Genomic DNA, 14543 nt, shown 5'->3' with positions numbered 1-14543 from the left:
GCAGCGCCGCACAGTACCCGGCTCAAGAACGCTCCATCCGCGCCGAGTTGGTGAGCGTCACCTGTTTGACCGGTGACGCGCCCCGTGCCATAGTCGTGCGCACGCCCTCAGCGGGCGCAGGCACTTCGCGACGCACGGAGGGCTCGGCATGATCAATCGGCGTACGTTCGGCAAGGCGCTCGGCCTCGGGGCCGGCGGTGCGGTCACCGTCGCGCTGCCGGGGGTGCCGGGGGCGGCGCAGGCCGCCACGGAGCGGCGGGCCGGCCCCCGCCGGCAGGGCGCCTTTCCCCCGCTCAGGAAGGTCAGAGCCGGCCTGCTGGAGGTCGGTTACGCCGAGCTGGGGCCGGCGCACGGGCCGCCGGTCGTCTGTCTGCACGGCTGGCCGTACGACATCCACAGCTTCGTCGACGTCGCGCCCCTCCTCGTGGCCGAGGGGTACCGGGTGATCGTCCCCTATCTGCGCGGCCACGGCACGACCCGCTTCCTCTCCGGCCGGACCTTCCGCAACGGGCAGCAGTCCGCCCTCGCCCTCGACATCGTCGCCCTGCTGGACGCGCTCGGGCTGGAGAAGGCGGTGCTCGCCGGATTCGACTGGGGGGCCAGGACCGCCGGCATCGTCGCGGCGCTCTGGCCCGAGCGCTGCAAGGCCCTGGTCGCCGTGGGCGGATACCTCGTCGTCGACCTGGAGGCGAACCAGCGGCCGCTGGCGCCCGCGACCGAGCGCGCCTGGTGGTACCAGTACTACTTCGCCACCGAGCGCGGCCGGGCCGCCATGGAGCAGAAGGACAAGCGCCACGATCTCACCCGGCTGGTCTGGGACACCGTCTCTCCGACCTGGGACTTCGACGACGCCACCTTCGAGCGCACCGCCGCCGCCTTCGAGAACCCGGACTACGCCGCCATCGTGATCCACAACTACCGCTGGCGGCTGAGCCTCGCCGAGGGGGAGCGGCGCTACGAGCCGTACGAGAAGCGGCTCTCGGCCCGGCCGTTCATCGCCGTACCGACCGTGACGCTCGACGCCGAGCACGACCCGTTCACGGCGCCGGGCGACGGCTCCTCGTACCGGGACCGCTTCACGGGCCCGTACGGCCACCGGACGCTGAAGGGCATCGGCCACAACCTGCCCCAGGAGGCGCCCGAAGCGTTCGCCCGGGCCGTCGTCGACGCCGACCGGCTCTGACCACCCGTCAAACACACTGACAGGAGGAGTGAGAATGGCCATGCGGGACGGTGACTCCGCGGTACGCCACGCGCGCTTCGGCGCGCTGCCCGAGCGGATCGCCTATGAGGACATGGTGGAGGAGAAGGCGGCCTCGCGGGCGGCGCCGCCGGAGTACGGCGGCGAGCCCGGGGTGCGGACCCATCTCGGCTGCCTCGCCTGGGACCTGGGACTCTAGGGCGGCCTCCGCGCCGGGCCTGGTAAGGTGCCGGGCGTCAGTGATCTTTCGCAGAGGAGACGGACATGGTGGGTGACGACGACATCTCCGGGTGATATCCGGATCTGATCGGCCACCGGCAGGCGCGCTTCGGGCGGTACCGCCGACGTGGTCATCTCGTCGCCCCCTTTTGCCTGTTCAGGTGCGGTGCGCTCTCCGTGCGGCGGTATGTCCCGCGGCGGGGGGCCCTGCCCTCTGTTCCTCACGAGGTCACCTCCATGTCCGACATCTCCGTCATCTGCTCCCGCCTCTCCTTCTCCTGGCCCGACGGCACCCCCGTCTTCGACGACCTCTCCTTCACCGTCGGCGCGGGCCGCACCGGTCTGGTGGCGCCCAACGGCTCAGGCAAGAGCACCCTGCTGAAGCTGATCGCCGGTGAACTCCACCCGGCCGCCGGGTCGGTGACCGTCCACGGCACGGTCGGCTACCTCCCGCAGACGCTGCCCCTGACCGGCGAACCCACGGTCGCCGAGGTGCTGGGCGTCGACGCGGTGATCCGCGCCATCGACGCCGTCGAGTCCGGCGACGTGAGCGAGGAGCACTTCACGACCATCGGCGACGACTGGGACGTCGAGGAGCGCACCCGCGCCCAGCTCGACCGGCTCGGGCTCGGCGGGCTCGCCCTCGACCGGACCCTGGGCACGCTCAGCGGCGGCCAGATCGTCAGCCTCGGCCTGGCAGCGCAGCTGCTCAAGCGCCCGGACGTGCTGCTGCTGGACGAGCCGACCAACAACCTCGACGCCGACGCCCGTCACGCGCTCTACGACGTCCTCTCGGAGTGGAACGGCAGCCTCCTGCTCGTCAGCCACGAGCGGGCCCTGCTGGACCGCATGGAGCGGATCGCCGAACTCGACCGGGGCGAACTCCGCCTTTACGGCGGCAACTTCACCGAGTACGAGCAGGCCGTCCGAGCCGAGCAGGAGGTCGCGGAGAAGAACATCCGCAACGCCGAGCAGGAGCTGAAGCGGGAGAAGCGCGAGATGCAGCAGGCCCGGGAGCGGGCCGAGCGGCGGGCGAGCAACGCCGCCCGCAACCTCAAGAACGCCGGCCTGCCGCGCATCTTCGCCGGCACCATGAAGCGCGGCGCCCAGGAGTCCGCCGGCCGGGCCGGCCAGACGCACGCCACCCGCGTCCACGAGGCGCAGGCCCGGCTCGACGAGGCGGGCCGCGCCCTGCGGGACGACCAGCGACTGGTCCTGGAACTGCCCGACACCGACGTCCCCGCCGGGCGCACGCTCATCCTGGGCGAGCGGCTGCGGGTGCGCCACGGCGGGCGCGAGCTGTTCGCCGGGGACGGCGTCGGCCTCACGATCCGCGGCCCCGAGCGCATCGCGCTCACCGGGCCGAACGGCGCCGGAAAGACGACGCTGCTGCGGCTGGTCTCCGGCGATCTGGCCCCGGACGGCGGGACCGTCCGGCGTGCCGACGGGCGCATCGCCTCCCTCTCGCAGCGCCTGGACCTCCTCGACCCCGACCGCACCGTCGCGGAGAACTTCGCGGCGTCCGCCCCGCACCGGCCCGAGGCGGAGCGGATGAACCTGCTCGCGCGGTTCCTGTTCCGCGGCCCCCGGGCCCACCTGCCCGTACGCGTCCTCTCCGGCGGCGAGCGGCTGCGCGCCACGCTCGCCTGCGTCCTGTGCGCCGAACCCGCCCCGCAGCTCCTGCTGCTGGACGAGCCGACGAACAACCTCGACCTCGTCGGCGTCGGGCAGCTGGAGAGCGCCCTGGCGTGCTACCGCGGCGCGTTCGTGGTGGTCAGCCACGACGAGCGGTTCCTCGAACGGATCGGCGTGGAGCGATGGCTGCGGGTCGCCGACGGGGAGTTGACGGAGACGGGGGCGCCGGGCGCCTGAGCCGGGCGCGATCACCTCGCCCGGCCGTCCTTGCGGGCGCCGGGTGTCACCCGCCAGGATGGTGACGTGAACCTCGACCACGTCTTCGTGTGCGGCAACCCGGCCCTGGACTTCGCGGCCACGCTCCGGGCGCGCCGCACGGCGCGGTTCGAGATGTTCGCGACGCCGGACCGCCTGGACGCGTGGTACGTGGAGTCCGGGCTCGTCGACGCCGTCACGCCCGCCCGGCGGGCCGACGTCGAACGGGCCACGGCCGTCCGGGAGGCCGTCTACCGGCTGATCACCGACCGGCGCCTCGGCGTGGGCTTCGCGGACTTCGACGACGAGGCGCTGGCCGGGCTCAACGACGCGGCGGCGGAGGCGCCCGCCGCACCGCGGCTGACCCGCTCCGGCCGCTGGACGGCGGCGACGCAGCGCGAGGCGCTGGCGGCCGTCGCCCGGCACGCCGTGGAGCTGCTGAGCGGCGCGGACGTGCCCTTGCTGAAGGAGTGCGGCAACCCCGAGTGCACCCGCGTCTACATCGACCGCTCGCGCGGCCGGCGCCGGCAGTGGTGCGGCATGGAGTCCTGCGGCAACAAGATCAAGGCTGCCGCTTACCGGGCGCGGAGGAAGACCGCGGCCGCTCCGGCGGGGTGACCGCTCCGGACGGTCGGGCCTCCTCGGCGGGGACCCCGGGCGCGCCCGCCCGCAGGCCGTCCGTGACGAGGTCGAAGAGGCGCCGGACGCGTTCGCCGGCGTCGGCGCGGGTGCCGATGTGCCAGAGGCCGGCGATGGCGAGGAGGAAGTCGTCGGGGGTCACCCCGGGGCGGATGGTGCCGGCCTTCTCGTTGGCCTCCAGGAGGAGTTCGACGGCCGTCGTGATCGGGACGTGGCCCCAGCGGGCCGGGGTGGCGGGGGCGCGGGTGGCCTCGCGCATCGCGTCGGCCAGACCCGCCTTCGCCGTCGCGTACCGGGCCAGCCGGTCCAGCCACTCGCGCAGGGCCCGGTCGGGCGGCCGGGTCGCGAGCAGGTGGCGGGCGGCGTCGTGGACCTGCTGCACCTCGAAGCGGTAGACCTCCAGGATGAGCGCCTCCCGGTCGGGGAAATTGCGGTAGAGCGTGCCCTGGCCGACCCCCGCCTTCCTCGCGATCGTGCTGAGCGCGACGGCGGGGGAGTGCGTCAACTCGGCCAGCGCCACGGCCAGGATGCGCTCGCGGTTGCGCCGGGCGTCCTCGCGGCGGGGCGGGGGCCCGCCGTCCTGCTGTGGCACCGTCGTCCGCACGCGCGTCCTCGCCCTCTCGTCCGTGCCCGGTCTCCTGCGGGCCCTTGCCCGCCCGACGGCCGTCGGCTAGGTTCGGATAACCGGACAGCTGTCCGCTACGCATCGGCCGGACAACTGTCCACCTCCAGCACACTTTAGTGGCCGTGACGGCCGTCGGAACGGCCGACGGCCCCCCGGGACGGCCGCTCCCGCGATCCGCCGGCGCCGACCGCCGTGCCGGCACCGCCGTATGGCGACCACCGCCCGAACCACCGCGCACCACCACCGTCTCGAAACCGCCGTGTCGAAAAGGGCCCCCATGACCGCATCGACGTCCAGCGTCATCACCCTGCACGTCAACGGAGAACCCCACACCCTCACCGTCGACCACCGCACCACCCTGCTCGACGCCCTGCGCGAGCGCCTCGCCCTGACCGGCACCAAGAAGGGCTGCGACCAAGGCCAGTGCGGCGCCTGCACCGTGCTGCTCGACGGGCGCCGCGCCGTGGCCTGCCTCCAGCTCGCCGTCGCCGCCGAAGGCCGGGCGATCACCACGATCGAGGGCGTCTCCGACGGCGAGCGGCTGCACCCCGTCCAGCAGGCGTTCCTCGAACTCGACGGCTACCAGTGCGGTTACTGCACCCCCGGGCAGATCTGCTCGGCCCTCGCCGTCCTCGACGAGCACGCGGCCGGCTGGCCCAGCGCCGCCACCGACGACGTCCGCCCCGAGGCCGGGCCGCCCGCCCTCACCGACGCCGAGATCCGGGAGCGGATGAGCGGCAACCTGTGCCGCTGCGGCGCGTACCCGACGATCGTCCGGGCCGTCGCCCGCGCCGCGGACGAGCGGTCGGCGCAGGCCGGGGCGGTGGTCGCATGAGGGAGTTCCGCTACCACCGCGCCGCCGACACGGCCGACGCGCTCGCTCTCCTCGCCGCCGACCCCGAGGCCCGGCCGCTCGGCGGCGGCACCAACCTCGTCGACCTGATGAAGACCGGCGCCGAGCGGCCCGCGCTCCTCGTCGACCTGCGCGACCTCCCCCTCGACCGGATCGAGACCACCGCCGACGGAGGCCTGCGCGTCGGCGCGACGGTCACCAACAGCGACCTGGCCGCCCACCCCGAAGTCCGGGGCCAATACCCGGCGTTGACGCAGGCCGTCCTCGCCGGCGCCTCCGGGCAGCTCCGCAACATGGCGACCGTCGGCGGGAACCTGCTCCAGCGCACCCGCTGCGGCTACTTCACCGGCGGGGCCGCGGGCGCCGCCGCGTGCAACAAGCGGACGCCGGGCAGCGGTTGCGCCGCCCTCACCGGCGACCACCGCAACCACGCCGTCCTCGGCGCCTCCGCGCACTGCGTCGCCGTCCACCCGTCCGACATGGCCGTCGCCCTGGCCGCCTTCGACGCGGTCGTCACCTACGAGACCGCGGACGGGCCCGGCGAGCTGCCCCTCGCGGCGTTCTACCGGCCGGTGGGCAGCACCCCGCACGAGGAGACCGCGCTGCCGCCCGGCGCGCTGGTCACCGGCGTCGTCCTGCCGCCCGCGCCGCCCGGCCCCTCCCGCTACCGCAAGGTGCGCGACCGCGCGTCGTACGCCTTCGCGATCGGCTCGCTCGCCGCCGCCCTCGACGTCCGGGACGGCGTCGTCCGCCAGGCGCGGCTCGCCTTCGGCGCGGTCGCCTCCCACCCCTGGCGGGCCCACCGGGCGGAACAAGCCCTGATCGGGGCCCCGGCCGACGCCGCCACATTCGCCGCGGCGGCCGACGCCGAACTGGCCGGCGCCCGGCCCCTCCCGCACAACGGCCACAAGCTCCCGCTGCTGCGCCACCTGACCGTCCGCACCCTGACCGAACTCGCCGAGGAGGCGGCCGCCCGATGACCACGGCGACGAACACAGGCTCCAGCGGAACGGCGACGGACGCCGCCGGTTCCCCGGCCACGACGCAGACCGGCGCACTCCCCACGGCGACGGACGCGGCACGTACCGGCACGGCGGTGACCGCTGCCGCGTCCCGTACGACGACCGCACCCGCCACCTCCCGCCCGACCCCCGCCGTAGGCGCCTCGCACCTCCGCGTCGAAGGGCGCGACAAGGTCACCGGCGCCGCCCGCTACGCCGCCGACCACCCCGCCGACGGGCTCGCCCACGGCTGGATCGTGCTCTCCACCGTGGCGCGCGGCCGGATCCGGTCCGTCGGCGACGCCGCCGCCCTGGCCCTGCCCGGCGTCCTCGCCGTCCTGCACCACGGCAACGCGCCACGCCTCAAAGAGGACTTCGTCGGCACGTTCGGGCCCGACGCCACCACGCGGATCCTCCAGCACGACCGGGTGCCGCACATGGGCTGGCCCGTCGCCTGCGTCGTCGCCGAGACGCCCGAGCAGGCCAGGGAGGCCGCGGAGGCGCTCGTCGTCACGTACGACACCGAGCCGCACGACGTGCGCCTCCGCCCGGACCACCCCGGCAGCTACCCGCCCGAGACCACGGCCATGGGTCCGGGCAGCACCGACAAGGGCGACGTGGAGGCCGAACTGGCCGCGTCCGACACCGTGCTGGACGCCTGGTACACCACCCCCGAGGAGCACCACAACCCCATGGAGCCGCACGCGGCCATGGCGCGGTGGGACGACGGGCGGCTGGAGGTCGTCGACTCCACCCAGGGCGCGTACGCGACCGCCCGGGACCTCGCGCAGCTGCTCGGGCTCGAACCGGAGGTGGTGCGGCTGCGGTCCGAGCACGTGGGCGGCGGCTTCGGCAGCAAGGCGCAGGCCCGCCCGCACGTCGTCCTCGCGGCCATGGCGGCCACCGTGCTCGGCCGGCCGGTGCGGATCGCGCTCACCCGGCAGCAGATGTTCTCGCTGATCGGCCACCGCAGCGCCACCGTCCAGCGCGTCCGGCTGGGCGCCGGCCCGGACGGCCGGCTGCGCGCCCTGGAGCACACGGCGTACAGCGCGACGTCCACGGTCCGCGAGTTCGTCGAGCCGAGCGCCGCGTACGGGCGGTCGATGTACGACGCGAGCGGCCACCGCACCGTCCACCGGGTGCTGCCCCTGGACGTCCCCACGCCCACCTACATGCGGGCGCCGGGCGAGGCCCCCGGCTCGTTCGCGCTCGAGTGCGCGCTCGACGAACTGGCCGAGCGCTGCGGCCTGGACCCGATCGTGCTGCGGGCCCGCAACGAGCCCGCCGCCGGGCCCGTCTCCGGGCTCCCCTTCGCCGGGCGCCGGCTGACCGACTGCTTCACCGAGGGCGCCCGCCGGTTCGGCTGGGCCGGGCGCGACCCGCGGCCGGGCGTCCGCCGCGACGGCCGCTGGCTGGTCGGCACCGGCACGGCGGCGTCGTCCTTCTTCACGGGCGCCTTCCCGGCGACCGCCACCGCGACGGCGCACCCCGACGGCACCTTCACCGTCCGCATCGCCGCCGCCGACATCGGCACCGGGGCCCGCACCGCCCTCACCCAACTCGCCGCCGACGCCCTGGAGGTCGGCCCGGACCGGGTCCGCGTCCTCATCGCCGACAGCGACTTCGGCGACGCGTGGGTCGCCGGCGGCTCCATGGGCACCCGCTCCTGGGGCTGGGCCGTCCGCCTCGCGGCGCACGACCTGCGCGAACGCCTCACGCCCGGCGCGGACATCCCGCCCGGCGGCCTGACCGTCCGCGCCAGTACGGAGGAGGCGGTACGGGCCCTCGCCGCGTACGAACGGCACGCGTACGGCGCCCAGTTCGCGGAGGTCGCCGTCGACCCGGGCAGCGGCGAGGTCCGCGTCCGCCGGATGCTCGGCGTCTTCGCCGCCGGCCGCATCGTCAACCCGCTGACCGCCCGCAACCAGCTCACCGGCGGCATGGTCTGGGGCCTGTCCATGGCCCTGCACGAGGAGGCCGTCCGCGACGCCGCGTCGGGCGGACTCGTCAACGCGGACCTGGCCGGCTACCACGTCGCGGCCCACGCGGACGTCCCCGCCATCGAGGTGGACTGGCTGGACGACCCGGACCCCGACGACCCGGTCGGCATCAAGGGCATCGGCGAGATCGGCACGGTCGGCTCGGCGGCGGCCGTCGCCAACGCCGTCTGGCACGCGACCGGCGTCCGCCACCGCGACCTGCCGATCCGCCCCGACCGCGTCCTGACCGGCGCCGCCGCGCCCGTGGCCGCCGCGCCCGTGGAGGAGGACCGTGCTGGACATCGCTGACGACCTGGCCGCCTGGGCCGCCGAGGGCCGCGGCTTCGCCGTCGCCACCGTCGTCTCCGTCACCGGCAGCGCCCCGCGCGGCCCCGGCGCCGCCCTGGCCGTCGACGACGGCGGCCGGGCCGTCGGCTCCGTCTCCGGCGGGTGCGTCGAGGCGGCGGTGTACGACCTGTGCGAGCGGGCGCTACGGGACGGGACGGTGTGCCTGGAACGGTTCGGGTACAGCGACGACGACGCGTTCGCCGTCGGCCTGACCTGCGGCGGGACGCTGGAGGTCCTGGTGGTCCCCTACCCGGCGGCCGCCCCCGGGCGCGCCGTCCTCGCCCGCGCCCTGACGGCCGCCGCCCGCGGCGAGCCGGTGGCCCTGGCCCGCGTCGCCCGGGGCCCGGCCGCCCTCCGGTCCGGCGCCCTGCTCGTCCGCCCCGACGGCACGTACGAGGGCGCCCTCGGCGGCCCGCCGGAGCTCGACCGCGCCGCCGCGGCCCAGGCCCACGCCCTGCTCGGCGCGGGCCGCACCGGCACCGTCGAACTCTCCCCGGACGGCACGCTCTGCCCCGGCGGCGAGCTGACGCTCCTCGTCGAGTCCGGCCTCGCACCGCCGCGCATGATCGTCTTCGGGGCGGTGGACTTCACGGCCGCGCTCGTCCGCGTCGGCAAGTTCCTCGGCTACCACGTCACCGTCTGCGACGCCCGCCCGGTCTTCGCCACGGCGGCCCGCTTCCCCGAGGCGGACGAGGTCGTGGTCGACTGGCCGCACCGCTACCTCCGCCGCACGCCCACCGACGCCCGCACGGCCCTGTGCGTCCTCACCCACGACGCCAAGTTCGACGTCCCGCTCCTCCGGGTCGCCCTCCGCCTCCCGGCCGCCTTCGTCGGCGCGATGGGGTCCGCCCGCACCCACGCCGACCGGGTCCGCCGCCTCCGTGAAGCCGGGGTCACGGACGCCGAGCTGGCCCGCCTCCGCGCCCCCATCGGCCTCGACCTGGGCGGCCGTACGCCCGAGGAGACGGCCCTGTCCATCGCCGCCGAGATCATCGCGGCCCGGCACGGCGCCACCGGCCTCCCGCTGACGGGGAGGTCCACGGCGATCCACGGGGCGGGGGTGTGAGGGGCGGGCGGCCCGGCCGGGTGACGCGGGCCGGCGTAGCGTACGGCCGGGCCGAGATTTCCGAGTGATGAGGAGGGCGCGTGCGATTCGCGCTGGAGGCACTGTTCGCCGAGGTACCCGCGGAACAGGTCGAGGAGGCCCGTGAGTTCTACCGGACGCGGCCGGCCGGCCGCGGCCCCGGCTCGTGGGAGGAGCTCCGGGAGGTCCGGGCGAAGAGGCCCGCTCCGCGCGCCGCCGAACCGCCCGCCGTCGAGGAGACGGCCGAGGCCGCCGGGGTGCGCGTCCCCGTCCGGATCCTCATGCCGGCCGGCGGTCCGCCGCGCGGCGTCTACCTGGACATCCACGGCGGCGGCTTCTACATGGACTCCGCGGCGCACGGCGACGTGCGCAACCGCGAGCTCGCGGACGCCCTGGGCGTCGCCGTCGTCAGCGTCGACTACCGGCTGGCCCCCGAACACCCCTGGCCGGCGGCGCCCGACGACTGCGAGGCGGCGGCGCTCTGGCTCGTCGAGGAAGCCGGTGCCCGCTTCGGCACGTCCCGGCTGGCGATCGGCGGGAGCTCCGCCGGCGCCACCCTCGCCCTGGCCACCCTGCTCCGGCTGCGGGACCGGGGCGCCGCCGGCCGGTTCACCGGCGCCGCGCTCCGGTTCGGCACCTACGACCTGAGCGCACGGACCCCGGCCGGCCGCCGCATCGCCGACGAGTACTTCCTCCGGGCGTACGCCGGACACGTGGCGGACCGCACCGTCCCCGACCTCTCCCCGCTCTACGGCGACCTCGGCGGGCTGCCCCCGACGCTGCTGGTCGTCGGCGCGGAGGATGTGCTGCTGGAGGACAACCTGGCCATGGCGGGCCGGTTGTCGGCGGCCGGCAACGAGGTGGACCTCCGGGTCTATCCCGAGGCGCCCCACGGGTTCACGGGCCACCCGACGGCGCTGGCCCGGACGGCGCGCGATGACATCGAGGCTTGGCTGCGGGAGCGGGTGACGGGGGCGTAGGACCCCCGTTTCCCGGGGAGACCCCCGGACCCCCTGAAACCGCGCTTCGCGCGGTTGAGGACGAGCGGCGGAGCCGTGAAAGCGGGGGTCTGGGGGCGCAGCCCCCCAGGAAACGGGGCGCACGCCCCGATCTCCGCCGCCGGGTGGGCCGGGCGGGTCGGGCGACTGCGGCTCGGCCTCGGCGCGCGCCGAAACCGCTCAGCGATCCTTCCGCGGCTGCGCGAAGCGCAGCATGTTCCCCGCCGGATCACGGAAAGCGCAGTCACGCACGCCGTACGGCTGATCGATGGGCTCCTGAAGCACCTCGGCCCCAGCAGCGCGCACGCGCTCGAAAGTGGCGTCGCAGTCGTCGGTGGAGAAGATCACGCCCCGCAGCATGCCCTTGGCGAGCAACTCCGCCATGGCCTGTCGGTCGGCAGGCGAGGCGTTGGGGTTGGCGGCCGGCGGTTCGAGGACGATCTCCACGTCCGGCTGCGCGGGCGACCCGACGGTCACCCACCGCATCCCCTCGAAGCCGACGTCGTTGCGCACCTCCAGTCCGAGGGCGTCGCGGTAGAAGGCGAGGGCCTTGTCGTGGTCGTCGACGGCGATGAAGCACTGGGAAAGCTTGATGTCCATGCCCTCGACGCTACGAGGCCGCGGCCGATCGCGCTTCTCCGATCCTGACCGGTTCGCCGTGCCGGAGCGGCCGGGTGAGGATCTTGGCGACGCACGCCGGTATCGCGGCGCCCGCCTCGTGGGCCCGGGCCCGGTACGCGCTCGGGCTCTCGCCGACCAGCTCGGTGAAGCGGGAGCTGAACGACCCGAGCGAGGTGCAGCCGACCGCGAAGCAGACCTCCGTCACGCTCAGGTCGCCCCGCCGCAGCAGCGCCTTGGCCCGCTCGACGCGGCGGGTCATCAGGTAGCTGTAGGGCGTCTCGCCGAAGGCGGCGCGGAAGCTGCGGGAGAAGTGGCCGGGCGACATGAGGGCGACGGCCGCCAGCGCCGGGACGTCCAGCGGCCGCGCGTAGTCGCGGTCCATCGTGTCGCGTGCGCGGCGCAGCCTCACCAGGTCTTCCAGGGTCACGCCGTCCAGGATGGCATGGGGGTCGGACACCGGGCGCTCACGCCGGTAGGCGGGGGTAGGGTCGGGGCCTCCGCCGGGAAATCCCGCGACGCGTCGCGGGCTCCGAAGGTACGGTGTGGGGCTTCGGCCGGGGCCCGGCCGGCCGCCGGTGCCGTCGCGGCCCGCCGCGCGCCCGCCCTCCCGCGCCCCCTGCCCGTACCCTCGACGTCCGCCCCGCCGCGTCCGCCGTCCCGCGCGGACGGCCCCGCTCCACGGATGGAGAAACGATGAGCAAGGCCACGAGCACGCCCCCGTCCTCCCCGCACGCCGCCGGCGTCCACGATCTGATCCGGGTGCACGGCGCGCGCGAGAACAACCTCAAGGACGTCGCCGTCGAGATTCCCAAGCGCCGGCTGACGGTGTTCACCGGCGTCTCCGGCTCGGGCAAGAGCTCGCTGGTGTTCGACACGATCGCCGCCGAGTCGCAGCGGCTGATCAACGAGACCTACAGCGCCTTCGTCCAGGGCTTCATGCCCACCCTGGCCCGGCCTGAGGTGGACGTCCTGGAGGGGCTGACCACCGCGATCATCGTCGACCAGCAGCCGATGGGCGCCGACCCGCGCTCCACGGTGGGCACCGCCACCGACGTCAACGCGATGCTGCGGATCCTCTTCAGCCGGCTCGGGCAGCCGCACGTCGGCCCGCCCGGCGCGTTCGCGTTCAACACGCCCTCCGTCCGGGCGAGCGGCGCGATCACCGTCGACCGCGGCACGAAGAAGGCCGAGAAGGTCACCTTCTCCCGCTCCGGCGGCATGTGTCCGCGCTGCGAGGGCCGGGGCAGCGTCACCGATCTCGACATCGCGCAGCTCCTCGACGACACCAAGTCCCTCGCCGAGGGGGCGCTCGCCGTCCCCGGCTACAAGGCGGGCGGCTGGAACCACCGCCTCTACACCGAGTCCGGGCTCTACGACCCGGACAAGCCGGTCCGCGAGTTCACCGAGAAGGAGCGGTACGACCTGCTGCACCGCGAGCCGACCAGGATGAAGATCGCGGGCATCAACATGACCTACGAAGGCCTCCTGCCGCGCATCCGGAAGTCGATGCTGGCCAAGGACCGGGAGGCCATGCAGCCGCACATCCGGGAGTTCGTGGACCGGGCGGTCACCTTCACCACCTGCCCGGACTGCGACGGCACCCGGCTCAACGCGGCGGCCCGGTCCTCGAAGATCCGGGGGATCGGGATCGCCGACGCCTGCGCGATGCAGGTCAGCGACCTGGCCGACTGGGTACGCGGCCTCGACGAGCCGTCGGTGGCGCCGCTGCTCGGGAAACTCGCCCACGGCCTCGACTCGTTCGTGGAGATCGGCCTCGGCTACCTCTCCCTGGACCGGCCGGCCGGCACGCTGTCCGGCGGCGAGGCGCAGCGCGTCAAGATGGTCCGCCACCTCGGCTCCTCGCTCACCGACGTCACCTACGTCTTCGACGAGCCGACCATCGGGCTGCACCCGCACGACATCGCCCGGATGAACGGCCTGCTGCTGCGGCTGCGGGACAAGGGCAACACGGTGCTGGTGGTGGAGCACAAGCCCGAGGTGATCGCGATCGCCGACCACGTCGTCGACCTCGGCCCCGGCGCCGGCGCGGCGGGCGGCACGATCTGCTTCGAGGGGACGGTGGAGGGGCTGCGCGCCGCCGGCACCCTCACCGGCCGGCACCTCGACGACCGGGTCGGCCTCAAGAAGACCGTGCGCGAGCCCACCGGCAGCCTGCCGATCCGCGGCGCGACGGCGCACAACCTGCGCGGGGTCGACGTCGACATCCCGCTCGGGGTGCTGGTCGCCGTCACCGGTGTCGCGGGGTCGGGCAAGAGCTCGCTGGTGCACGGCTCGATCCCGGCGGGCGCGGGTGTCGTCTCCGTCGACCAGGCCCCGATCCGCGGCTCCCGGCGGAGCAACCCGGCGACGTACACCGGGCTGCTCGACCCCATCCGCAAGGCGTTCGCCAAGGCCAACGGCGTCAAACCGGCGCTGTTCAGCGCCAATTCGGAGGGCGCCTGCCCGGCCTGCGGCGGCGCCGGAGTCGTCTTCACCGACCTGGCGATGATGGCCGGCACCGCCGCCACCTGCGAGGACTGCGAGGGCAAGCGGTTCGACGCGTCGGTGCTCGAATACCGCCTCGGCGGCCGGGACATCAGCGAGGTGCTGGCCATGCCGGTGTCCGAGGCGGAGGAGTTCTTCGCCGCGGGCGAGGCCCGCACCCCGGCCGCCCACCGGATCCTGCGCCGCCTCTCCGACGTCGGCCTCGGCTACCTCACCCTCGGCCAGCCGCTCACCACCCTCTCGGGCGGCGAGCGGCAGCGGCTGAAACTCGCCACGCACCTGGCGGAGAAGGGCGGCGGCCCGTCCGTGTACGTCCTCGACGAGCCGACCGCCGGCCTCCACCTCGCCGACGTCGAGCAGCTGCTCGCCCTGCTGGACCGGCTCGTCGACTCCGGCGCGTCCGTCATCGTCGTCGAACACCACCAGGCCGTCATGGCCCACGCCGACTGGATCGTCGACCTGGGCCCCGGCGCGGGCCACGACGGCGGCCGGATCGTCTTCGAGGGCACTCCGGCCGACCTCGTCGCCGCCCGTTCGACGCTGACGGGGGAGCACCTGGCGGAGTACGTGGGAGCCTGAC

13 protein-coding genes are annotated in these 14543 nt (G+C 75.0%); 10 read left to right on the top strand and 3 right to left on the bottom strand.

Translation table 11 applies throughout. The annotated features are described in order from the left end of the window. The first annotated feature begins 148 nt into the window (after window positions 1–148). From ACH4PU_RS15170 to ACH4PU_RS15155, 4 genes are all read left to right on the top strand, one after another. Window positions 149–1183 carry an alpha/beta fold hydrolase gene (locus tag ACH4PU_RS15170; protein WP_398271487.1) on the top strand — a complete coding sequence of 345 codons (1035 nt, stop codon included), beginning with the start codon at window positions 149–151 and terminating at the stop codon, window positions 1181–1183. Between the two features lie 34 nt (window positions 1184–1217). Further along, window positions 1218–1400, top strand: a complete 183-nt coding sequence (locus tag ACH4PU_RS15165) for a hypothetical protein (protein WP_398271485.1) — start codon at window positions 1218–1220, stop codon at window positions 1398–1400. Window positions 1401–1657: 257 nt separating this feature from the next. Beyond that, window positions 1658–3292, top strand: a complete 1635-nt coding sequence (gene abc-f / locus ACH4PU_RS15160) for a ribosomal protection-like ABC-F family protein (protein WP_398271483.1) — start codon at window positions 1658–1660, stop codon at window positions 3290–3292. A 66-nt stretch (window positions 3293–3358) separates the two neighbouring features. Beyond that, window positions 3359–3928 (top strand): CGNR zinc finger domain-containing protein, encoded by a 570-nt coding sequence (locus ACH4PU_RS15155; protein WP_398271481.1) that lies wholly within the window; start codon window positions 3359–3361, stop codon window positions 3926–3928. Here ACH4PU_RS15155 and ACH4PU_RS15150 read toward each other — a convergent pair. Continuing rightward, window positions 3873–4553, bottom strand: a complete 681-nt coding sequence (locus ACH4PU_RS15150; protein WP_398271479.1) for a TetR/AcrR family transcriptional regulator — start codon at window positions 4551–4553, stop codon at window positions 3873–3875. The genes ACH4PU_RS15155 and ACH4PU_RS15150 overlap by 56 nt on opposite strands. Window positions 4554–4851: 298 nt before the next feature. Here ACH4PU_RS15150 and ACH4PU_RS15145 point away from each other — a divergent pair, with 298 nt between their 5' ends. The 5 genes from ACH4PU_RS15145 to ACH4PU_RS15125 all read left to right on the top strand — a co-directional run bounded on the left by ACH4PU_RS15145 (window position 4852) and on the right by ACH4PU_RS15125 (window position 10819). After that, window positions 4852–5409, top strand: a complete 558-nt coding sequence (locus ACH4PU_RS15145) for a (2Fe-2S)-binding protein (protein WP_398271477.1) — start codon at window positions 4852–4854, stop codon at window positions 5407–5409. Beyond that, entirely contained in the window at window positions 5406–6407 is a 1002-nt protein-coding gene (locus ACH4PU_RS15140; protein ID WP_398271475.1) for an FAD binding domain-containing protein, read from the top strand. The genes ACH4PU_RS15145 and ACH4PU_RS15140 overlap by 4 nt, the downstream gene beginning before the upstream one ends. Continuing rightward, the gene (locus ACH4PU_RS15135; protein ID WP_398271473.1) at window positions 6404–8716 is read left to right on the top strand and encodes a xanthine dehydrogenase family protein molybdopterin-binding subunit; all 2313 of its coding nucleotides are present in this window, start codon (window positions 6404–6406) and stop codon (window positions 8714–8716) included. Before ACH4PU_RS15140 ends, ACH4PU_RS15135 begins: the two co-directional genes overlap by 4 nt. Then, entirely contained in the window at window positions 8700–9821 is a 1122-nt protein-coding gene (locus tag ACH4PU_RS15130) for an XdhC family protein (protein ID WP_398271471.1), read from the top strand. Before ACH4PU_RS15135 ends, ACH4PU_RS15130 begins: the two co-directional genes overlap by 17 nt. An 80-nt stretch (window positions 9822–9901) precedes the next feature. Continuing rightward, the gene (locus ACH4PU_RS15125) at window positions 9902–10819 is read left to right on the top strand and encodes an alpha/beta hydrolase (protein ID WP_398271469.1); all 918 of its coding nucleotides are present in this window, start codon (window positions 9902–9904) and stop codon (window positions 10817–10819) included. 198 nt (window positions 10820–11017) lie between these two features. Here the strand turns inward: ACH4PU_RS15125 and ACH4PU_RS15120 are convergent, their stop codons facing one another. Further along, on the bottom strand, window positions 11018–11437 hold the full coding sequence (locus ACH4PU_RS15120; protein ID WP_398271467.1) for a VOC family protein: 420 nt from the start codon (window positions 11435–11437) through the stop codon (window positions 11018–11020). Between the two features lie 10 nt (window positions 11438–11447). Continuing rightward, window positions 11448–11885, bottom strand: a complete 438-nt coding sequence (locus ACH4PU_RS15115; protein ID WP_398271465.1) for a helix-turn-helix domain-containing protein — start codon at window positions 11883–11885, stop codon at window positions 11448–11450. 266 nt (window positions 11886–12151) lie between these two features. Between ACH4PU_RS15115 and ACH4PU_RS15110 the strand changes: the two genes are divergently transcribed. Next, on the top strand, window positions 12152–14542 hold the full coding sequence (locus tag ACH4PU_RS15110) for an ATP-binding cassette domain-containing protein (protein ID WP_398271463.1): 2391 nt from the start codon (window positions 12152–12154) through the stop codon (window positions 14540–14542). The last annotated feature ends 1 nt before the right edge of the window (window position 14543 follow it).

The organism is Streptomyces sp. NPDC021100, from assembly GCF_044333095.1.
Lineage (GTDB): Bacteria > Actinomycetota > Actinomycetes > Streptomycetales > Streptomycetaceae > Streptomyces.
The sequence above is the reverse complement of the archived record's forward strand: the minus strand, read 5'-3'. Positions and strand labels throughout refer to the sequence as shown.

Excerpts from the sequence above, each read along its gene's own strand:
- ACH4PU_RS15145 (WP_398271477.1), top strand. The coding sequence starts at position 4,852 with ATGACCGCATCGACGTCCAGCGTCATCACCCTGCACGTCAACGGAGAA.
- abc-f (WP_398271483.1), top strand. The coding sequence starts at position 1,658 with ATGTCCGACATCTCCGTCATCTGCTCCCGCCTCTCCTTCTCCTGGCCC.
- ACH4PU_RS15170 (WP_398271487.1), top strand. The coding sequence starts at position 149 with ATGATCAATCGGCGTACGTTCGGCAAGGCGCTCGGCCTCGGGGCCGGC.
- ACH4PU_RS15120 (WP_398271467.1), bottom strand. The coding sequence starts at position 11,437 with ATGGACATCAAGCTTTCCCAGTGCTTCATCGCCGTCGACGACCACGAC.
- ACH4PU_RS15140 (WP_398271475.1), top strand. The coding sequence starts at position 5,406 with ATGAGGGAGTTCCGCTACCACCGCGCCGCCGACACGGCCGACGCGCTC.
- ACH4PU_RS15135 (WP_398271473.1), top strand. The coding sequence starts at position 6,404 with ATGACCACGGCGACGAACACAGGCTCCAGCGGAACGGCGACGGACGCC.
- ACH4PU_RS15165 (WP_398271485.1), top strand. The coding sequence starts at position 1,218 with ATGGCCATGCGGGACGGTGACTCCGCGGTACGCCACGCGCGCTTCGGC.
- ACH4PU_RS15110 (WP_398271463.1), top strand. The coding sequence starts at position 12,152 with ATGAGCAAGGCCACGAGCACGCCCCCGTCCTCCCCGCACGCCGCCGGC.